The organism is Jatrophihabitans sp. (genome assembly GCF_035474675.1).
Classification (GTDB): domain Bacteria; phylum Actinomycetota; class Actinomycetes; order Mycobacteriales; family Jatrophihabitantaceae; genus Jatrophihabitans_A.
This window is the reverse complement of sequence record NZ_DATINC010000050.1, coordinates 12,405-32,446: the sequence shown is the minus strand read 5'-3', so window position 1 is coordinate 32,446 and position 20,042 is coordinate 12,405. Positions and strand designations below refer to the sequence as shown.

The following is a 20,042-nucleotide window of genomic DNA, read 5'->3' as shown; positions in this document are numbered from 1 at the left end:
TTGTGAACCGGACGCTGGCGGTGATGAAGGGGCACGGCACCGAGAACGACTTCGTGGTGCTGCCCGACCTCGACGCGGTGATCTCGATGTCGCCGTCGATGGTGCGGGCGCTGTGTGACCGGCGAGCCGGCATCGGGGCCGACGGGGTGCTGCGGGTGACCCGGACGGCGCTGGCCACCGAGCCGGACGTCCAGGCCCAGGCCGGGGTCGCCGAGTACTTCATGGACTACCACAACGCCGACGGCTCGATCGCCGAGACCTGCGGCAACGGGCTGCGGGTGTTCGGGCGGTACCTGGAGCAGACCGGACTGGCCGACCCCGGTGCCGGCGTCACGGTGGCCACCCGCGGCGGGCCGCGGGCGCTGAGCTTCGACGGCGAGCACGTCACCGCCGAGGTGGGACCGGCCACCGTCCGGCCCGAGCGGCCCCGGGTCAGCGCCGAGGGCCTGGCCGGCGAGTACGACTCGCTCGCCCTGGACCTGCCCAACCCGCACGTGGTGGTGGAACTGGCCACCGTCTCCGACCTGGCCGCGCTCCGGCTGGCCGAGCCGCCGCGGGTGGTCCCCGGACTGCCGGAGGGCCAGAACGTCGAGTTCGTGGTCCGGACCGGGCCCGGCCGGCTGCGGATGCGGGTGCACGAGCGCGGTTCCGGCGAGACCCGCTCGTGCGGCTCCGGGATCTGCGCCGCGGTGGCCGCGATGGCCGGCCCCGATGCCGGCTCGGCCGGTCGGCAACGGTGGCTGGTCGAGGTGCCCGGCGGGCAGTGCCAGGTGTGGTGGAACGCCGCCGGCGCGATGATGCTGTCCGGTCCCGCCGTGCTGGTCGCCAGCCTGGAGCTGTCGCCGCAGTGGCTGGCGCTGCACCGCTGACCGGGACGCCCGGGCCCGCCACAGCACGCCGGGAGCGAAATTACATCGCATTCCGGCCGGTCGGACTGTCACCATGGAAGCAATGACTGCATACCCACAGAATTATCCGGACTTTCCCGCTGACCCGGACGCCTCGGCTGCCGACCCGACCGGCACCGGCGCGGACGGCACCGACGACCTCGACTACACGCTGGGCGACTACGACCTGTCCGAACGGGCGGCGCTGCGCCGGGTGGCGGGGCTGTCCACCGAGCTCACCGACATCACCGAGGTCGAGTACCGCCAGCTGCGCCTGGAGCGGGTGGTGCTGGTCGGGGTGTGGACCACCGGCACCCTGACCGAGGCCGAGAACTCGATGCGCGAGCTGGCCCGGCTGGCCGAGACCGCGGGCTCGGAGGTGCTCGACGGCCTGATCCAGCGCCGCGACCGCCCGGATCCGGCCACCTACATCGGCTCGGGCAAGGCCAAGGAGCTGCGCGACATCGTGGCGGCCAGCGGCGCCGACACCGTCATCTGCGACGGCGAGCTGGCCCCGGGCCAGCTGCGCCAGCTGGAGCAGGTCGTCAAGGTCAAGGTGGTCGACCGGACGGCACTGATCCTCGACATCTTCGCCCAGCACGCCCGGTCCCGGGAGGGCAAGGCGCAGGTGGAGCTGGCCCAGCTGCAGTACCTGGTGCCGCGACTGCGCGGGTGGGGCGAGTCGCTGTCCCGGCAGGTCGGCGGCCGGGCCGCCGGCGGTGTCGGCATCGGCGGCCGTGGCCCCGGTGAGACCAAGCTGGAGATCGACCGCCGCCGGATCACCGCGCGGATGGCGAAGCTGCGCAAGGAGATCTCCGGGATGAAGACCGCCCGGGACGTCAAGCGGGCCCGGCGCAGCAACAACGAGGTGCCCTCGGTGGTGCTGGCCGGCTATACCAACGCCGGCAAGTCCTCGCTGCTGAACCGGCTCACCGGCGCGGGCGTGCTGGTGGAGAACGCGCTGTTCGCCACCCTGGACCCGACCGTCCGGCGTGCCGAGACCGCCGACGGCCGGGTGTACACCCTCTCGGACACGGTGGGCTTCGTCCGGCACCTGCCCCACCAGCTGGTCGAGGCGTTCCGCTCCACGCTGGAGGAGGTCGGCTCGGCAGACCTGATCCTGCACGTGGTCGACGCCGCCGACGAGGACCCGGAGGCCCAGATCCGGGCGGTGCGCGAGGTGCTGGCCGACATCGACGCCCTGAACGTGCCGGAGCAGATCGTGTTCAACAAGGTCGACGCCGCCGACGCTGAGACCCAGCTGCGGCTGCGCAGCCTGGTGCCGGACGCGCTGTTCGTCTCCGCGCGCACCGGTGCGGGCCTGGCGGAGCTGGCCGCGCTGGTCGAGTCCCGGCTGCCGCGGCCGGAGCGCGAGGTGCTGGTGCTGCTGCCCTACACCCGCGGCGACCTGGTGGCCCGAATTCACTCCGAGGGCGAGGTGCTCAGCGAGGAGCACACCGGCGCCGGGACGCTGATCCGGGCCCGGGTGCGCTCCGAGCTCGCCGCGGTGCTGGACGGATTCCCGACGGCGGTGCCGGCCGGCAACCGGTGAACCAGCAATCGGCGACACGGCGCCCGGTCACCTTCACCGGGTAGGGTGGGACTTTAGCCGTACTCGCAAGCTGGGCAGGAGATACATCATGACGGGTTGGGAATCGCCGTCGCACTGGGTGATCATCGCGTTGGTCGTGCTGGTGCTGTTCGGATACAAGAAGCTGCCGGAGATGTCCCGCTCGGTCGGCCGGTCGTTGCGGATCTTCAAGACCGAGATGAAGGGCATGGGCAAGGACGACGAGGCCCGCGAGTCTGCCGAGACCGGCACCGCCCCGCCGGCCGGCAGCACGGCGCCGGCAACCGGCCAGGCGGTCGTCGCCGAGCCGCCGCCCGTCACGCCCGCGCCGGTGTACCCGGTGACGCCGGCCCAGCAGCTGCCGCCGGTCGTCGAGGAGCCGCACCCGGCGCCCCAGCAGCGGACCTGACCCTTACCTGACCGTGTAGCTGCGGCCCGGTAGCCGCACCAGCTGACAGTTTGGTCGGTTACCGCCGCGGCCGGACTGCCCGGTCGACAGCCCGTAACCGGGTCCGGTCGGTTACCGCCGCGGCCGGACTGCCCGGTCAGACCTTGCGCAGTACCGCCACCACCCGGCCCAGGATGGTCGCCTCGTCCGCCGGGATGGGGGAGTAGGCCTCGTTGCGCGGCAGCAGCCAGGCGTGCCCGCCCCGGCGCTGCAGTACCTTGACGGTGGCCTCGCCCTCGATCATGGCCGCGACGATCTCGCCGTTGTCGGCGTTGGGCTGCTGGCGGACCACCACCCAGTCGCCGTCGGCGATGGCGGCGTCCACCATCGAGTCGCCCCGCACCCGCAGCAGGTAGAGGGTTCCCTCGCCGACCAGCGTCCGGGGCAGCGGGAAGACGTCCTCGACCATCTGCTCGGCCAGGATCGGGCCACCGGCGGCGATCCGGCCGAGCAACGGCACCATCACCGCGTCGGGCGCCTCGGCGTACCCGTCGTCGCTGAGTGCCGACTGCGGCTCGGTGGCCGGCTCGTCCGGTGCCCGGACGTCCAGCGCCCGGGGCTTGTTGGGGTCGCGCCGGATGAAGCCCTTCTGCTCCAGCACCGCGAGCTGGTGGCTGACGCTCGAGGTGGACTGCAGCCCCACGGCGTCGCCGATCTCGCGCATGCTGGGCGGGAAGCCGCGCTGCTGGACGGTGTTGCGGATGACGGTGAGGATGGTCCGCTGCCGGGCGGTCAGGCCGTCGCCGCCGTCGTGGTCGGGAAACTCCCGGATGGTGCTGTTCCTGGGTCGTCCCGGTCCTCGTCTGGTAGGTGGCTGGGGGGGCTTGGGCACCGGGGTCTCCCTGTCTGTCTGTGGCGGCCGGGCGTCGCGGGAGGGTTCGCGGCCGGCTGGAAGGGGCTTCCCAGGGTCCGCGACCTCGAACGAACACCTTGAAACTAGCGCCCCAGGAGTAACGATTCAAACACCTGTTCGAATCGGCGTGTCGTCAGCATGGTTTGTGTCAGAGGCTTGTAGTAGACATCCGTACAGGCGGTGATCGAACGCATGTTCGACCATCAGCGTACTGGTCACGGCAGTTTCCGTGCGGCAGATCCAGTGAGGAGCTATGACATGTCAGTCGCAACCGAGTACCCGCCGACGGTGTTCGTCGACGTGTCGCCCCGGTCCGGAACGCGGGCCGCGGCACCCGCCATCGGCAACCAGGCCCGGCTGCGGCTGGTGCCCCCGACGCCTGCCTGCCCACCCGGCGCCGGCCGCACCGGCGTGGTGCGGCGGGGCAACCTGCGGGTGGTCCGGCGGGGCTACCTGGTCCCGGTCGGCGCCGGCTGCGCGACGCCCGCCCTGACCGGCGACCGGATCGGGGATGCCGCCCCCGGCGCCCGGCCGGTGCGCCTGACCCGGCGCGGCGCGGTCGCGCTGGCCCTCGGCGTCGTCCTGCTGGGCAGCCTGATGCTGCTCGTCGCGCACCTGTCTCTCGGTTCGCCGGCTGCCGGCCCCGCGTCGGCGCCCGGTGCGGTCGTCACCGTGCAGTCCGGCGACACCCTGTGGTCGATCGCTGGCCAGGTGGCGCCGGGCCGGGATCCGCGCCAGGTCGTGGAGCGGTTGCGGGAGGTCAACCACCTCTCTTCTACGTCCCTGACGCCTGGCCAAACCCTCAAGGTCGGCTAAATCTTCACAGTGCTGGCGTACCCGTGGACGACCAGGTGCGACCGGTCCCGACACGCTTCGAGATTGCTCGGTGCCGCTACTTGCGGAAGTCGGCGTGACGCTCTAACGTCCTACATGTAGTAGTTACAAGCATGTACTTCGTCCACAAGTTGGGGTTGGACGGTCCTCAGGTCATCAACAGGCCGGACCAGGTTCTCCACGGCTCATCCCCAGCTTGTCGACAGAGGGCTGTTGATATGTCCTGTCCCAGCGTCATCGGACAGCTACTAGCAGCCCACCGGACTGAACGCTGGTTTAACAGGTTCGACGCGGTTCGCGCCGGCCGGCCCAGGAAAGCGGAAGGGAGCCACCGATGCGGTGCCCGTACTGCCGTCACCCCGACTCACGGGTGGTGGACTCCCGCGAGCAGGACGAGGGCCAGGTCATCCGGCGCCGGCGCAGCTGCCCGGAGTGCGGCAAGCGGTTCACCACCGTCGAGGAGGCCACCCTGGCGGTCATCAAGCGCAGCGGGGTGACCGAGCCGTTCAGCCGGCAGAAGGTCATCAGCGGCGTCCGGCGGGCCTGTCAGGGCCGGCCGGTGGACGAGGACGCGCTCGCCCAGCTGGCCCAGACGGTCGAGGAGGTCATCCGGGCCACCGGCTCGGCCGAGGTGCCAGCCCACGAGGTGGGGCTGGCCATCCTCGGCCCGCTGCGGGCCCTGGACGAGGTCGCCTACCTGCGCTTCGCCAGCGTCTACCAGTCGTTCAGTTCCATCGAGGACTTCGAGAAGGCGATCACTGAGCTGCGGGCCGAGCACCGCGGCGACACCGGCCGGTCCACCGGCGCGGCGCCCGCCCAGCCGGCAGCAGACCAGCGCTAGTTCTCACGCACGTCCAACCACACACGGGATCACCAAGAAAAGGGGCACAGCGGGTATGACCGAAGTTGTCGAAGGCGGGTCCAGCGGCAGTTCTTCCTCGAACGCGAAGAACGCCGGCAAGCCGGCTGGTTCCAAGCACGCCGGCGATCCGCGCGCCTTGAAGGTCACCGCCAAGGACCAGCCGGTCTATCCCGACAACGGGCTGGTCATCGAGCGCGTCTACACCACCGAGGGGGTGCACCCCTTCGACGAGGTCAGCTGGGAACGCCGCGACGTGGTGATGACCAACTGGCGCGACGGCTCGGTCAACTTCGAACAGCGCGGGGTGGAGTTCCCGGACTTCTGGTCGGTCAACGCCGCCAACATCGTCACCACCAAGTACTTCCGCGGCGCCGTGGGCACCGAGCAGCGCGAATGGTCGCTCAAGCAGCTCATCCACCGGGTGGTGCACACCTACCGGGTGGCCGGTGAGGAGTACGGCTACTTCCGGTCGGCCTCCGACGCCGAGATCTTCGAGCACGAGCTGACCTGGATGCTGCTGCACCAGGTGTTCAGCTTCAATTCCCCGGTCTGGTTCAACGTCGGCACCACGTCGCCGCAGCAGGTCAGCGCCTGCTTCATCCTCGCGGTCGAGGACACCATGGACTCGATCCTGAACTGGTACCGCGAGGAGGGCCTGATCTTCAAGGGCGGCTCGGGCGCCGGGCTGAACCTGTCCCGGATCCGGTCGTCGAAGGAGCTGCTGAGCTCCGGCGGCACCGCCTCCGGCCCGGTCAGCTTCATGCGCGGCGCGGACGCCTCGGCGGGCACCATCAAGTCCGGCGGCGCCACCCGCCGGGCCGCCAAGATGGTGGTGCTCGACGTCGACCACCCCGACATCGTCGAGTTCGTCGAGACCAAGGCCCGCGAAGAGGACAAGATCCGGGTGCTGCGCGACGCCGGCTTCGACATGGACCTGGGCGGCTCCGACATCACCTCGGTGCAGTACCAGAACGCCAACAACTCCGTCCGGGTGTCGGACGAGTTCATGCGGTCGGTCGAGGAGGGCGGCCAGTTCGGGCTGCGGGCCCGCACCAACCACGAGGTCATCGAGACCATCGACGCCAAGGAGCTGTTCGGCAAGATCGCCCAGGCGGCCTGGGAGTGCGCCGACCCCGGCATCCAGTACGACGACACCATCAACGACTGGCACACCAACCCCGAGTCCGGCCGGATCACCGCGTCCAACCCGTGCTCGGAGTACATGAGCCTGGACAACACCTCCTGCAACCTGGCGTCGCTGAACCTGATGAAGTTCCTCGGCACCACCGGCACCGCCTTCGACGCGGAGAAGTTCGTCAAGTCCGTCGAGCTGATCATCACCGCGATGGACATCTCGATCTGCTTCGCCGACTTCCCGACCGACTCGATCGGCGTGAACACCCGGGCCTACCGGCAGCTGGGCATCGGCTACGCCAACCTGGGCGCGCTGCTGATGGCCTCCGGCCTGGCCTACGACTCCGACGCCGGCCGGGCGATGGCCGCCGCCATCACCTCGCTGATGACCGGCACCGCCTACCGCCGCTCGGCAGAGCTGGCCGGCGTGGTCGGCCCGTACGACGGCTTCGCCCGCAACGCCGAGGGCCACGCCCGGGTGATGCGCAAGCACGCCGCCGCCAACGACAGCGTGCGCTTCTTCCACGAGACCGACAAGGCGGTGCTGGCCCGGGCCACCGAGGAGTGGGCCGCCTGCCTGAAGATCGGTGCCAGCAACGGCTGGCGCAACGCGCAGGCCTCGGTGCTGGCACCGACCGGCACCATCGGCCTGATGATGGACTGCGACACCACCGGCATCGAGCCGGACCTGGCGCTGGTGAAGTTCAAGAAGCTGGTTGGCGGCGGCTCGATGCAGATCGTCAACCAGACGGTGCCGCGGGCGCTGCGGGCGCTGGGCTACCAGGAGGAGCAGATCGAGGCGATCGTCGAGTACATCGCCGAGCACGGCCACGTGCAGGACGCCCCGGGGCTCAAGCGGGAGCACTACGACGTCTTCGACTGCGCGATGGGCGCGCGGGCGATCAAGGCCATGGGCCACGTCCGGATGATGGCCGCGACCCAGCCGTTCATCTCGGGCGCGATCTCCAAGACGGTCAACCTGCCGGAGTCGGCCACCGTCGACGACATCGCCGACGTGTACTTCCAGGGCTGGAAGCTCGGCCTGAAGGCGCTGGCGGTCTACCGCGACAACTGCAAGGTCGGCCAGCCGCTGTCGGCGGGCAAGGAGGCCAAGAAGGCCGCCGCGGCGCCCGTTGAGACGGTGGTGGTCGAGCACCGGCCGGTGCGCAAGCGGCTGCCGAAGTCGCGGCCGTCGCGCACGGTGTCCTTCGCGGTCGGCGGTGCCGAGGGGTACCTGACCGCCGGCTCCTACCCCGACGACGGCCTCGGCGAGGTGTTCCTCAAGCTGGGCAAGCAGGGTTCGACGCTGGCCGGCGTGATGGACGCCTTCTCCATCGCGATCTCGATCGCGCTGCAGCACGGCGTGCCGCTGGAGACCTACGTCTCGAAGTTCACCAACATGCGCTTCGAGCCCGCCGGCCTCACCGACGACCCGGACATCCGGATGGCGCAGTCGATCCTTGACTACATCTTCCGCCGGCTCGCCCTGGACTACCTGCCGTTCGAAACCCGCAGCGCACTGGGGATCTACACCGCCGAGGAGCGGGCTCGCCAGCTCGACACCGGCAGCTACGCGCCGGCCGAGGACGACCTGGAGGGGCTGGCCCAGTCAGCTCCGGTGGCCGAGGCGGTCGAGGCCAAGCCGGCGGTCAAGCCGGAGTCCCAGTCCGCGGTGCACAGCTCCACCGAGCTGCTGGAGTCGATCATCGGCACCTCGGCCGACGCCCCGCTGTGCATGAACTGCGGCACCAAGATGCGTCCGGCAGGCTCGTGCTTCGTCTGCGAGGGCTGCGGCAGCACCTCCGGCTGCAGCTAGCAATCCCGCCCAGCCGGTCACCGCAGCCGGCGCGTTAGAAACGGCAGAACGCCCCGACCTTCCCCCGAGGGTCGGGGCGTTCTGCTGCCACGGGCACGAAGCGGGCGTTGGCGACGCATTGAATGCCGAGGAGCCATAAGGGTCATCCGGCCCGTAGTCGGCCAGCGGTCGCTATAGCAACCCTTGAGATCTTAAAGGCTGTTCTGCGATCCAGGCCTTTCCAGACCCGGAGCGCTCGGCTCCTCCGTGCAGACGCACACCCTTTGCCATTCGCAGGGAAACCGGCGTCGAGTACCCCTTTTCTCCCCTGGCCCGGCACAGCGCGCGGTGGAAAGCTATCGGGCCAGCCGGATGCACTTCGGCACCCGGCTGACGCCGGTAGGAGGTACCCGCCATGACCGCGGTCATGATCAGCAACCTCGAGCGGGACGGGGAACACCGCTCGTTCGCCCAGCACGGCCACGCCGACCTGGCAACCGCGGGAGGCCTGACCGTGATGAGGGGGGTGTTCGAGCCGGGCTGGCGCTGGTCGGCCGACATCGCGCCGATCGTCGGCGGCGACTCCTGCCAGACCCGGCACCTGGGCTACGTCCTGTCCGGGTCGATGCGGGTTCGGATGGCCGACGGCACCGAATCCGATCTCGGTCCCGGCGACCTGTTCGACCTGCCTGCCGGCCACGACGCCTGGGTGGTCGGCGACCAGCCATGCGAGATGGTGGACTACTCGCCGGACGCCACCCGCTACGCCCGTGCCGAGGGCATCGCAGCCGCCGACGACGAGGCAATGGCCCTGGTTCGCAGGGGATACGCGGCGTTCAACACCCAGGACGTCGACACGCTGCGCTCGATCTTCGCCGCCGACGTGGTGCAGCACGTGCCCGGACACGGGCCGCTGGCGGGCACCTACAAGGGTCCCGACGCCGTCCTGGGGTACTACGGCAAGCTCGCCGAGATGACCGACGGCACGTTCCGCGCCCACCTCGTCGACGTGCACGGCGACGCCCTCGGCCATGTCATGGCACTGCATCAGACGGTCGCCACCCGCGACGGTGCCACCCGGGCGACCCGCGGTTCCATCCTGTTCACCGTGATGGGAGGCAAGGTCACCGACCTGCTCGAGCTGCACGCCGACCTGCCGGGCGACGACGCGTTCTTCTCCTGAACCCGGCCTGGGCCGGGTGCCGCGGCCTCTTCCGAGGTGCGGCGCCCGGCCACCCGTGTGGAGGCTCCACGGGCAGGGCCTCAGTGCAGGTGCATCCCGCCGCCGTCCGGCGCGACGACCGTGGCCGGCATCCGGAAGTAGGCCAGCACCGCCACGGCCGCACCGATCACCGCCGCCGCGCCCAGCCCGGCGGCGAACGCCTCGGCGACCCCGGCCCGGCTGGTCAGGCTGCCGGCTCCGGTCGCCACCGCGGACAGCACCGCGACGCCGAGCGCAGCTCCCACCTCATGGCCGGTCATCAGGAAGCCCGAGGCCATCCCGGCGTGCTGGGGCGGGATGCCGGCCATCGCCGACACCGACACCGGTACGAACGTCATGCCCACCCCGAGGCCGAGGATCACCAGGCCCGGCAGCACATCCGGTGCGTAGTGCGAGGCCGACGAGGTCAGCGACAGCAACCCCGCCCCCACCGCGGCGAGCGCCACCCCGGCAGCCGCGACGGTGCGCGGCGCGGTGCGGGCCAGCAGGTGCCGCGCGACATGGGTGCCCGCGGTGATGGCGAACGCCAGCGGCAGGAAGGCCAGGCCGGCCCGCAGCGCGGAGAACCCGAGCACGCTCTGCAGGAACAGCGAGGCCAGGAACACGATCCCGACCAGCAGCCCGGTGACCCCCACCATGACGGCGGTACCCGACACCAGCGAGGTCACCTTCCAGGTGTGCGCCGGGACCAGGGGCCGCACCGAGCGCCGCTCGATCCTGGTGAACGCCGCCAGCAGCAGGCCGGCGACGGCCAGCGAGGCGACGGTGCGGACGGACCACCAGCCGTCGGTCGAGGTACCGCCCAGGCCGTACATGAGGGCGCCGAGCCCACCGATCACGGTGACCGCACCCGGCAGGTCGAACTGGGACAGGCCGGCAGTCCCCGCCGTGTCCTTGGGCAGCGACCTCAGCGCAACCAGGTAGGCAACGGCACCGATGGGCCCGTTGACCCAGAAGATTAGGTGCCAGCTGCCCCAGGTGGTCAGTGCCCCGCCGACCAGCACGCCGACCGCGACGCTGAAGCTGCCGGCCATGCCCCACAGCGCCAGCCCCTTCTTGCGCTGGGCGCCGGAGTACGTCGTCATCACCAGCGACAGCGCGGCCGGGGTCATCAGCGCGGCGGCCAGGCCCTGGCCGGCGCGGGCGGCGATCAGCTGGCCGGCACCGGTGGCGAAACCGCTGAGCAAGGAGGCGACGGTGAAGGCGCTCAGGCCGGTCAGGAACACGGTGCGCCGGGACAGCAGGTCGGCGATCCGGCCACCGAGCAGCAGGCCGCCGCCGGACATCATCAGGTAGGCGGTCACCAGCCACTGCAGGTCACCGCTGCCCAGCCGCAGCGAGTGCGCGATGGACGGCAGCGCCGTGTTGACGACCGAGACGTCCAGCACGACGAGGATCTGCGCGGCCAGCGCGACCGCCAGCACCGTCCACGGCCGGCGGGCGTCGCCGTCCGGGTCGGGATGCGGGCTGGCTGCGGGAGAAACTTCCCCGCTGGGAACTCTGGTGGCACCGGACGGGCTGGTGGTACGCATGACGGCTCCTAGGAATGGTGTGGACGGAAAGGGATTGCTAGAGACGGAAATCAGGCCGCGACGTGCCGGCCGGTGCGGACGGCTGCCACCACGTCGCGGATCGCCTGGCTGGCGTAGCCGGCGAACCGCCGGTCGGCAACCAGCGAGTCGTGGCTGGCGTCCATCAGGGTGCGGTGGGCCGCATTGCGGGACAGGGTGGCGAGCTTGTCCTGGGCGGCGAACCACCCGGTCTGGGCGCCGCGCCCGGCGGTGAGGACGACCAGCGGCTTGGCCCCGAGGTCGCGCAGCGCCCCGGCCTGGCCGAAGGCGGCAGGCAGCTGCGCCCACTCGTCCCGGGCGGCCCGCAGGTTGCCCGGGTCGGCGGCGAAGGACCGCTCCTCCTCGCGGGCCCGGGCGGGCAGGCTGCCGAACGAGGCGCGGTAGCCGACCCGGGCCGCCCCGAGCCGGGCCAGCGGCGGCAGCACGCCGGAGAGCCGCCGTCCCAGCGAGTAGGCGCCGGGGTAGCTCGGCAGCGCGAACTGCTCAGGGGTGGTCGAGTCCAGCAGCACCATGCCGGCGGTCTCGTCCGGGTAGCGGGCGGCGAAGATCATGCCGTAGATCCCGCCGACGGAGTGCCCGGCCAGCAGGTAGGGGCCGGGCACCCCGGCCACCTGGAGCAGGGTGTGCAGGTCGCCGGCCTGCGCGACCCCGTCCCGGGCGCCGGCCGGGCCGCTCCAGCCCTGTCCGGCCCGGTCGTAGACGCAGACCCGGGTGTCCGCAGCGAGCGCCGGTGCCACCCAGCCCCAGACCGAGCTGTGCTCGCCGAAGCCGCTGGCCAGCACCACCGTGGGGGTGCCGGTGCCCTCGCAGCGCAGGTACATCCGGTGGCCGTCGACGTCGTAGCCGCGTCCCGCCGCGGGGGCGGGCCGGCTGACTGACTCGTAGACCGTCTCGGTGCAGCCGCCGACGGCGGCCAACGCCATCAGGGCGCAGACCGGGTACAGCAGCCAGCGCCGCGACCAACCGGGCACCGAGTGGCGGGCCCGACCGGCGACCCAAACGGCGAGCGCGAGCAGCCCGGCCGGCCAGAACCAGCCGGCTGCCCCGAGCGCCCCGTCGCCCGGGGCCAGCGCGAGGATGCCCGCACCCAGCACCGCCAGGTACCCGGCGGGCAACAGGGCCCAACGCAGCGGCCGGTCGGTCCAGCGCGCCGTCAGCAGCGCCAGCAGGCCCCAGCCGGCGGCGAAGACCAGCAGTGTCGAACCGGTGAGGACGTGTTCCGGGGCGCCGGCGAGGACGCCGAGGGTAAGGACGGCCGCGCCGGCGGCGGCACCGAGCAGCGACACCGCGACGAACAGGCCGGTCCGGTCCCTGCGCGGCACCGGGGACGGAAGCTGGCGGCGGGTGCGTCCCGGCAGGGTGGTCGTCATGGTGGGCTCCGGCTGGCTGAGGGGCGTGCTGTCCGGCCCAGCCTGGGCCGGCGCGGCACCTGCTCGCGCCGGTGAAATCACCGGGTTGCCCTGCCGGCGCCTCGGGCCGGCAACGCCGCAGCAGTCCCGCGGGACAGTGCCGGAGCCCTACGCTGACCGGCGTGCTGCACGGTCGGAGGCGGGAGCGGGAACGCATCGCGCAGCTGTGCGAGCAGGCCCGGGACGGCCGCGGCGGTGCGCTGGTGCTGCGCGGCCAGCCCGGCGTCGGCAAGTCCGCGCTGCTACGCGATGCCCTCGACGGTGCCCAGGGGATGCAGGTCCTCATCACCGAGGGGATCGAGTCGGAAGCTCCGCTGGCCTTCGCCGCCCTGCAACGCCTGCTGCGGCCGGCCATGCGGCACGCCGCGCTGCTGCCGGCACCGCAGGCCAACGCGCTGCGGACTGCCTTCGGGCAGGGCGGCGAGCAGGCCGCGGACCGGTTCCTGGTGTTCCTGGCCGCGTTGAGCTTGCTGGCCGAGGCGGCCGAGTCGGCCCCGGTGCTGTGCGTCGTCGACGACGCGCACTGGCTCGACGAGGCGTCCGCGGCGGCGCTCACCTTCGTCGCCCGGCGGCTGGGGTCGGAGCGGGTCGCCATGCTGTTCGGCGCGCGGGACGGTGACCTGCGCGGCTTCGACAGCGCCGGCCTGCCGGAGCAGGAGCTCACCGGGCTGGACCCGGCCGCCGCCGCGGAGTTGCTGGGCGAACGGGCCGGTGTGCCCGTCGCCCCCGGGGTGCTGGACCGGTTGCTGGCCCAGACCGGCGGCAACCCGCTCGGCCTGGTGGAGCTGCCGAGCGTGCTCTCGGCGGCCCAGCTGGGCGGCAGCCGGCCGCTGCCGCCGCAGCTGCCGGTGACCGAGGGCGTCCAACGGATCTTTCTCGACCGCAGCCGCCGCCTGTCACCGGACGCCCAGGCCCTGCTGCTGGTCGCCGCCGCCGACGACTCGGCCCGCCTGCCGGTTCTCACCCGGGCCGCCGCGGCCCTCGGCGTCGACCCGGCCGTGCTCGACGAGGTGGAGGGATCGCAGCTGCTCAGGGTCGCCGGCGATGTCGTGGAGTTGCGGCACCCGCTGGTGCGCTCGGCGATCTACCAGGGCGCCACCAGCCTGTCCCGCCGGCAGGCGCACCGTGCGCTGGCGGCCGTGCTGACCGGCGCGGACGCCGCGGACCGGCGGGCCTGGCACCTGGCGGCCGCCGCCGAGGAACCCGACGAGAGCGTGGTCGCCGAACTGGACGCAAGTGCCGAGCGGGCGCAGCACCGGGGCGGCTACGAGGCCGCCAGCGCGGCTCTGGAACGGGCCGCCGAGCTGACCCGGGACGACGAGGGCCGCGCGCAGCGGCTGTTCGGGGCGGCGACCAACGCCTGGTTCGCCGGGCAGGTCGACCGGGCCCTGGCGCTGGCCGGCACCGCCCGCCCGCTCGCCACGGCGCCGGCCCTGCAGGCCGACATCGACAAGCTGCGCGGCCGGGTGGAGTTCAACGTCGGATCGGTTCCGGCCGCGATCCGGCTCTGGACCCAGGCGGCCCGGGCTGTCGCACCACTCGACCGCGGGCGGGCCCGGGAACTGGCGATGATCGCCTCGTCCGGCTCCACCTTCCTGCCCCCGCTGGCGCCGATCGACCTCGACCCGGCCGAGGTGCTGGAGGCTCCGGACGTCCCGGCGCCGGCGCGGGACCGGTGCTTCGCGAGCCTGCTGACCGGCTTCCACTCCCTGCTCGGCGGCGACCTGGCCCGGGCCGTACCGCAGCTGCGCACCGCGCTCGCGGCCGCCGAGCAGCTGACCGAGACCGAGGTCGACCTGCTGACCAACCTGGGCATCGCCGCGTTTCACCTCGACGACGACGCCGGTTTCCAGCGCAGCTTCGGCCGGCTGCTCGACCAGTCCCGGGACAGCGGCGCGATCGGTCTGGTGCTGTTCGCGTTGCCCCGGCTGGCGCTGGCCCACCTGGCCGCGGGCCGGTGGAACGCCGCCCGGTCCAACGCGGCGGAGGCGCTGGACCTGGCCCGGGGGATCGGCCAGCCGGCGCTGACCGCGATGCCGCTCGCCGAGCTGACCCTGGACGCCGCGCTGCGCGGCGAGGACGGCTATGCCGCCCAGCTGGCCGAGCTTGAGGCGGCGGTGGCCGGCCAGCCGGGCGGCATCCTGGCCGGCCTGGTCACCGACATCACCCGATGGGCGCAGGGCATCGCCGCCGCGCGGGCCGGTGAGCCTGCCGCGGCGGTCCGCCAGCTGGAGCAGATGGCGCAACCGGCGCTGGTGCGGCTGGCCGGCTACGACCGGCTGGAGTCGGCGGTGCGGTCCGGGCAGCTCGACAAGGCGGCCGAGTGGCTGGCGGAACTGGAGCGGTTCGCCGCCGCGGTCGGCTCGGAGCGCGCGCTCGGCGCGGTCTGCTTCGGCCGGGCTCTGCTGGCCGACGGGCCGGCCGCCGAGTCGCAGTACCAGCAGGCATTACGGCACCAGGCCACGTCCGGACGCTCTTTCGAGCACGCCCGCGGGCAGCTCGGCTACGGGGAGTTCCTGCGCCGCAGCCGCCGCCGGGTCGATGCCCGCGACCAGCTGCGGGCCGCGCTGGCCACCTTCGACGAGCTCGGAGCGCACGGCTGGGCCGGCCGGGCGCGCAGTGAGCTGCGCGCCTCTGGCGAGACGGCCCGCAAGCGCGACGCCCCGCCCGGCGTCGGGCTCACCGCCCAGGAAAGCCAGGTGGCCGCCCTGGTGGCGTCGGGGCTGTCCACCCGGGACGTCGCCGCGCGGCTGTTCCTCAGCCCGCGCACCATCGACTTCCACCTGCGCAACGTCTTCGCCAAGACCGGGATCAGCTCGCGCGGCCAGCTCGCCCGGCTCGACCTCGGCTGATCGGCCCGTACCGCTACCTTGCCGGGCCTTCCGGCCGATCAGGAATCCATGACCACTCCCTCTCTCCGCCGGTTCTGCCTGCCACTGGCGGTCCTCACTAGCCTGAGCCTGTCCGCGTGCGCCTCCTCCTCCGTGGACGCGGGTGCACCTCGGCACACCACCGGCACCTTGCCCGCGGCGGCCGTGAGCACACCCCGTCCGAAGCCCAGTCCGAGTGCGACGACGCTGACCAAGGCCCAGTTCGTGACCAAGATGGAGGCGGTCTGTGCCGACTTCGATACCCGGATTCAGGCCGTGACCAACTCCAAGGACCCGAAGACCGTCGCCGGTATCGTGACGGTCACGCAGACAATCCTCACGCTGTACCCGCAGTACCTCAAGCAAGCCGACGCGCTGGTGGGCCGGTCCTCGGACAAGGCGACGCTGACCCGGAACTGGCTGCGCCTGGAGAAGTCCGACTTCGCCGGTGTGGAACCGGTCCTGAAGAGGTACCTCGCCGACGTCAAGGCCCTGGACTCCGACGCCGTCGCCGTCGATGCGAAGGTGCTGGACGCGCTTCCCGACCACAGCGAGGCGATCGCCGGCTTCATGTCCGGCTACGGACTGAAGAAATGCGCCGCTCTGCAGAGCTCCTGACCTCAGGGGCGCTGCCCTGACACCGTGCCGCAGTCGCGGAAATCTCCGGGCTGATAGGAATGTGGAATGCGCGCAGTGCTGATCGACCGCTTCGGCGAGGCTCCGACCGTCACCGATCTTCCCGAGCCGGAGCTGCCCGCCGGCGGGGCGATCCTGCAGGTGCGCGCCACCGGCCTGTGCCGCAGCGACTGGCATGCCTGGCTCGGCCACGACGCCACCGTCTCACTGCCGCACGTGCCCGGTCACGAGCTGGCCGCCACCATCGCCGAGATCGACCCGGCGGTGCCGGGCTGGCAGGCCGGCCAGCGGGTGATCGTGCCGTTCGTCTGTGCCTGCGGGGAGTGCGAGCAGTGCCTGGAGGGCAACCAGCAGGTCTGTACCCGGCAGCTGCAGCCGGGCTTCGACTACTGGGGCTCGTTCGCCGAGTACGTGGCCGTGCCGTACGCCGCGGTGAACCTGGTGGCGCTGCCGGACGAGCTGGGCTTCGACAGCGCCGCGGCTCTCGGCTGCCGGTTCGCCACCGCCTACCGGGCGGTCACCGCGGTCGGCAACGTGCAGCCGGGGGAGTGGCTGGCGGTGTTCGGCTGCGGCGGCGTGGGGTTGTCGGTGGTGATGATCGCCGCGGCCGCCGGCGCCCAGGTGATCGCGGTGGACACCAACCCGGCGGCGCTGGCGATGGCCAGCCGGCACGGCGCCGGGCACACCGTGCTGGCCGGTCGCGCCGGCGACCCCGCCGGCCCGGGCGACGGCACCGCCGAGCAGATCCGCCAGCTCACCGGCGGCGGCGCGGCGGTGACGATGGACGCCATCGGCGCCGAGTCGGTGGTGCAGACCGCGCTGGCCTCGCTCAGGCCACGCGGCCGGCACGTGCAGCTGGGGCTGCTGCCCGAGCCGGTGCGGCTGGACATGTCCTCGCTGGCGTTCCGCGAGCTCTCCTGGCTGGGCAGCCACGGCATGGCCGCCCACGACTACCCGGCGATGCTGGAGCTAGTCCGCTCCGGCGCGGTACGACCCGACGAGCTGGTCACCGGCGTGATCGGCCTGGACGGGGTGGGGCAGGCGCTGGCGGCCATGTCCGGCGCGGCGCCGGCCTGCATCACCGTCATCCACCCCGGCGGCGAACCGGGGTAGCCGGGCGGCAGTGAACCCGGTGGCTGTCAGCCGCACCACCGCGATGCTCAGCACCAGCAGCATGCCCGCCACGATGCCGTCCAGCCACCAGTGGTTGGCGGTGACCACCACCACGGCCATGGTCAGCACCGGGTGGGCCAGCACCCACCAGCGGTAGCGGCTGGGGCTGACTCGCAGCACCGCCCAGGCGACCAGCAACGCCCAGCCGACGTGCACCGACGGCATCGCCCCCAGCTCGTCCACCGAGACGCCCGACAGGTTGTACACCGACTGCCCGTACCGGGCGGCGGTGTCGACATAGCCCGGCAGCAGCCGGGGCGGCGCCACCGGCAGCAGCTGGATCAGCAGCGAAGCGCCGGTCAGCAGCACCAGGACGTTGCGCACCTCGGGGTAGCGCTGGCGATGCCTGCTGAACAGCCACACCAGCAGCACCCCCAGCGCGGCGAAGTGCACCGCCGCGTAGTACCAGTTCGCCGCCTGGGTCAGCAGCGGGTGCCCGACCACCAGCCGCTGGGCGCGGTCCTCGCCCGGCAGCCGGACGGCGTGCTCGAACCGGGCGATCTGCCGGGCCCGTTCGAAGGCGCCCGCACTGCCCAGCACCGACACCGAGCAGGCCAGCTGCCACAGCGTGTAGAGCGCCGCCACCAGGCCGGCCTCGCGCAGGTAGGCAGCCGCCCGCCCGGCCAGCCGCGCCGACCTGCCCAGGGGCAGCCGGCCGCCCACCGCGGTGCCGGTGAGGGCGCCGGTGAACAGGCCGGTGGAGAGCATGGCGGCCGGTTGCCAGCCGAGCTGGATGTTCTGCACCTGCCCACTATCTCCGACGGCATCTGCGGATGCGGCTCATTGGCCCACTTCGAGGCACTGCTGAAGTACTCCCGCCTCAGCCGACCGGCCTGGCCACCGGCGGCCCGTGCTCGGCGGCGTCCTGCTCGGCCCGTTCCAGCGCGATCACGTGCAGCACCGCGTTGATCAGGGCCAGGTGGGTGAAGGCCTGCGGGAAGTTGCCCAGGTGCTGGCCGGTGTGGGTGTCGATCTCCTCGGCGTAGAGCTCCAGGGGCCCGGCGAAGGACAGCAGCTTGGCGCACAGCTTGCGGGCCCGGTGGTACTCGCCGATCTCGCACAGCGCCGAGACCAGCCAGAACGAGCAGATGGTGAAGCTGCCCTCCTCGCCGGTGAAGCCGTCGTCGGTCTGCTCGGTGCGGTAGCGCAGCACCAGGCCGTCCTCGGTCAGCTCGTCGGCGACCGCCAGCACGGTGGCCCGGATTCGGGGGTCGTCCGGTGGCAGGAAGCGCACCAGCACCGCCAGCAGCAGCGAGGCGTCCAGCGCGGTGCCGCCGTAGTACTGGGTGAGCACGCCGCGGGAGTCCAGGCCGTGGGCCAGCACGTCCTGCCTGATCTCCTCGGCGGCCAGCTCCCACTGCGCGGCCTCGGCGTCCTGGCCGATCATCGAGGCCAGCCGGGCGCCGCGGTCCACCGCCACCCAGCACATGATCTTGGACGAGGTGAAGTGCTTGGGCTCGCCGCGCACCTCCCAGATCCCGGCGTCCGGCTCGCGCCAGTGCTTGAGCGCGGCGTTGACCTGGTTGGCCAGGATCGGCCAGATCCGGTTGTCCAGGTGGTCGGCGGACTTCGAGTGCAGGTACACCGAGTCCAGCAGCGCGCCCCAGACGTCGTGCTGGCGCTGGGCGTAGGCGGCGTTGCCGATCCGGACCGGCCGGGAGTGAGCGTAGCCGGGCAGGTGGTCGAGCTCGTGCTCCTCGAGGTCGCGCTCGCCGCCGATGCCGTACATGATCTGCAGGTCCGGGTCCCGCTCGGCGAGGTCGGCGATGAAGGAGAAGAAGTCCAGCGCCTCCCAGTCGAAGCCGAGGGAGTACATCCCCCACAGGGCGAAGGTGGCATCCCGGATCCAGGTGTAGCGGTAGTCGTAGTTGCGCCCGCCGCCCGGGGTTTCGGGCAGCGACGTGGTGGCCGCGGCGGCGATCGCACCGGTCGGGGCGTAGGTCAGGCCCTTGAGGGTGAGCGCGCTGCGCTGCAGGTAGCTGCGCCAGGGATGGTCGGGGAAGGTGCCGCGGGCCAGCCAGTGCTGCCAGTGGTGGGCGGTCCACACCAGCCGGGAGTAAGCGTCGGCGTAGTCCTCCGGCGGGGTGCGCCCGCCCCAGGACAGCGCCACGTACCGGACGTCGCCCTCCTTGAGCAGGGTCCGGGCGGTGGCCTGGCCGCCTTCGAAGCCGAGCCGCAGATCGGTGGTCAGGGTCAGCTCGACGGTGCCGTCCGGGGAGCCGGCCCGGGCCTGGTGGTAGCCCTTGTCGGTGTGCGCCCAGCGCACCGGGGTGCGACCGTAGTCCAGCACCGGCTCGCACTCCATCACCGTCTGCACCTCGCCGGACACGCACCGGACGGTGCGCAGCAGCACCCGCTCGGCGTCGTAGTCGGTAGGGGTGCGGCGGTAGTCCCGGGCCACCTCGCTCTCGTAGCGCCAGGGGCCGATCACCAGCACGTCCCGCACGATGATCCAGCCGGTCGCGGTGCCCCAGCTGGTCTCCAGGATCATCGTGCCGGGCAGGTAGCGGCGCGCCGCCGGCACCGTCACGTCGGCCGGCGCGATCCGGAACGAGCCCGCGTGCCGGCCCAGGATGGCACCGAAGATGCTCGCCGAGTCCATCCGCGGCAGGCACATCCAGTCCACCGAGCCGCCGGGGGAAACCAGCGCGGTGGTCTCGCCGTCGGACAGGAAGCCGTAGTCGCCGATCGGCACCGTGCGGACGTCGTGGTGGCCGGAGCCGGGAGAGATCTTGAGCGTCATGCCTCACCTGCCGCGATGTCGGGACTCGATCTTCT

Annotated in this window: 14 protein-coding genes and 1 pseudogene; 10 read left to right on the top strand and 5 right to left on the bottom strand. The window is 72.2% G+C overall.

The annotated features are described in order from the left end of the window. Positions 1-2 precede the first annotated feature (2 nt). The 3 genes from dapF to tatA all read left to right on the top strand — a co-directional run bounded on the left by dapF (position 3) and on the right by tatA (position 2,866). Complete coding sequence (dapF, locus tag VLJ82_RS05660) at positions 3-869, top strand: diaminopimelate epimerase (protein ID WP_408662350.1); 867 nt, start codon at positions 3-5, stop codon at positions 867-869. 73 nt (positions 870-942) lie between these two features. Next, positions 943-2,439 (top strand): GTPase HflX, encoded by a 1,497-nt coding sequence (gene hflX / locus VLJ82_RS05655; protein WP_408662349.1) that lies wholly within the window; start codon positions 943-945, stop codon positions 2,437-2,439. Between the two features lie 88 nt (positions 2,440-2,527). Next, a complete protein-coding gene (gene tatA / locus VLJ82_RS05650; RefSeq protein ID WP_408662348.1) occupies positions 2,528-2,866 on the top strand; it encodes a Sec-independent protein translocase subunit TatA in 339 nt (112 codons plus the stop codon). A 136-nt stretch (positions 2,867-3,002) separates the two neighbouring features. On the opposite strand, the gene lexA is transcribed toward tatA, so the two are convergent. Beyond that, positions 3,003-3,737, bottom strand: coding sequence for a transcriptional repressor LexA (gene lexA, locus VLJ82_RS05645; RefSeq protein ID WP_408662347.1), 735 nt, complete (start codon positions 3,735-3,737; stop codon positions 3,003-3,005). A 279-nt stretch (positions 3,738-4,016) separates the two neighbouring features. Here lexA and VLJ82_RS05640 point away from each other — a divergent pair, with 279 nt between their 5' ends. The 4 genes from VLJ82_RS05640 to VLJ82_RS05625 all read left to right on the top strand — a co-directional run bounded on the left by VLJ82_RS05640 (position 4,017) and on the right by VLJ82_RS05625 (position 9,566). After that, on the top strand, positions 4,017-4,574 hold the full coding sequence (locus VLJ82_RS05640) for a LysM peptidoglycan-binding domain-containing protein (RefSeq protein WP_408662346.1): 558 nt from the start codon (positions 4,017-4,019) through the stop codon (positions 4,572-4,574). A 352-nt stretch (positions 4,575-4,926) separates the two neighbouring features. Then, complete coding sequence (gene nrdR, locus VLJ82_RS05635; protein WP_408662345.1) at positions 4,927-5,433, top strand: transcriptional regulator NrdR; 507 nt, start codon at positions 4,927-4,929, stop codon at positions 5,431-5,433. A 55-nt stretch (positions 5,434-5,488) separates the two neighbouring features. Next, positions 5,489-8,404, top strand: a complete 2,916-nt coding sequence (locus VLJ82_RS05630) for a vitamin B12-dependent ribonucleotide reductase (RefSeq protein ID WP_408662344.1) — start codon at positions 5,489-5,491, stop codon at positions 8,402-8,404. Positions 8,405-8,798: 394 nt separating this feature from the next. Further along, entirely contained in the window at positions 8,799-9,566 is a 768-nt protein-coding gene (locus VLJ82_RS05625; RefSeq protein ID WP_408662343.1) for a nuclear transport factor 2 family protein, read from the top strand. Between the two features lie 80 nt (positions 9,567-9,646). On the opposite strand, the gene VLJ82_RS05620 is transcribed toward VLJ82_RS05625, so the two are convergent. Together VLJ82_RS05620 and VLJ82_RS05615 are read right to left on the bottom strand one after the other, a co-directional pair. After that, positions 9,647-11,137: an MFS transporter gene (locus tag VLJ82_RS05620; protein WP_408662342.1), complete on the bottom strand. Its 1,491-nt coding sequence runs from the start codon at positions 11,135-11,137 to the stop codon at positions 9,647-9,649. Positions 11,138-11,187: 50 nt separating this feature from the next. Continuing rightward, on the bottom strand, positions 11,188-12,546 hold the full coding sequence (locus tag VLJ82_RS05615) for an alpha/beta fold hydrolase (protein WP_408662341.1): 1,359 nt from the start codon (positions 12,544-12,546) through the stop codon (positions 11,188-11,190). Positions 12,547-12,707: 161 nt separating this feature from the next. Between VLJ82_RS05615 and VLJ82_RS05610 the strand changes: the two genes are divergently transcribed. From VLJ82_RS05610 to VLJ82_RS05600, 3 genes are all read left to right on the top strand, one after another. After that, positions 12,708-15,437 (top strand): AAA family ATPase, encoded by a 2,730-nt coding sequence (locus tag VLJ82_RS05610; RefSeq protein WP_408662340.1) that lies wholly within the window; start codon positions 12,708-12,710, stop codon positions 15,435-15,437. Positions 15,438-15,569: 132 nt separating this feature from the next. Next, positions 15,570-16,073, top strand: a complete 504-nt coding sequence (locus VLJ82_RS05605) for a hypothetical protein (protein ID WP_408662339.1) — start codon at positions 15,570-15,572, stop codon at positions 16,071-16,073. Positions 16,074-16,139: 66 nt separating this feature from the next. Continuing rightward, entirely contained in the window at positions 16,140-17,204 is a 1,065-nt protein-coding gene (locus VLJ82_RS05600; protein WP_408662338.1) for a zinc-binding dehydrogenase, read from the top strand. 51 nt (positions 17,205-17,255) lie between these two features. On the opposite strand, the pseudogene VLJ82_RS05595 reads toward VLJ82_RS05600, so the two are convergent. After that, positions 17,256-17,972: pseudogene (locus VLJ82_RS05595) on the bottom strand (phosphatase PAP2 family protein); the annotation flags it as partial. 112 nt (positions 17,973-18,084) lie between these two features. After that, entirely contained in the window at positions 18,085-20,007 is a 1,923-nt protein-coding gene (locus tag VLJ82_RS05590; protein ID WP_408662337.1) for a glycoside hydrolase family 15 protein, read from the bottom strand. Positions 20,008-20,042 lie beyond the last annotated feature (35 nt).

What these genes read in the sequence shown, in the direction of transcription:
- hflX (WP_408662349.1), top strand. Translation starts at nt 943, where the DNA reads ATGGAAGCAATGACTGCATACCCACAGAATTATCCGGACTTTCCCGCT.
- tatA (WP_408662348.1), top strand. Translation starts at nt 2,528, where the DNA reads ATGACGGGTTGGGAATCGCCGTCGCACTGGGTGATCATCGCGTTGGTC.
- VLJ82_RS05640 (WP_408662346.1), top strand. Translation starts at nt 4,017, where the DNA reads ATGTCAGTCGCAACCGAGTACCCGCCGACGGTGTTCGTCGACGTGTCG.
- nrdR (WP_408662345.1), top strand. Translation starts at nt 4,927, where the DNA reads ATGCGGTGCCCGTACTGCCGTCACCCCGACTCACGGGTGGTGGACTCC.
- VLJ82_RS05630 (WP_408662344.1), top strand. Translation starts at nt 5,489, where the DNA reads ATGACCGAAGTTGTCGAAGGCGGGTCCAGCGGCAGTTCTTCCTCGAAC.
- VLJ82_RS05625 (WP_408662343.1), top strand. Translation starts at nt 8,799, where the DNA reads ATGACCGCGGTCATGATCAGCAACCTCGAGCGGGACGGGGAACACCGC.
- VLJ82_RS05620 (WP_408662342.1), bottom strand. Translation starts at nt 11,137, where the DNA reads ATGCGTACCACCAGCCCGTCCGGTGCCACCAGAGTTCCCAGCGGGGAA.
- VLJ82_RS05615 (WP_408662341.1), bottom strand. Translation starts at nt 12,546, where the DNA reads ATGACGACCACCCTGCCGGGACGCACCCGCCGCCAGCTTCCGTCCCCG.
- VLJ82_RS05600 (WP_408662338.1), top strand. Translation starts at nt 16,140, where the DNA reads ATGCGCGCAGTGCTGATCGACCGCTTCGGCGAGGCTCCGACCGTCACC.
- VLJ82_RS05590 (WP_408662337.1), bottom strand. Translation starts at nt 20,007, where the DNA reads ATGACGCTCAAGATCTCTCCCGGCTCCGGCCACCACGACGTCCGCACG.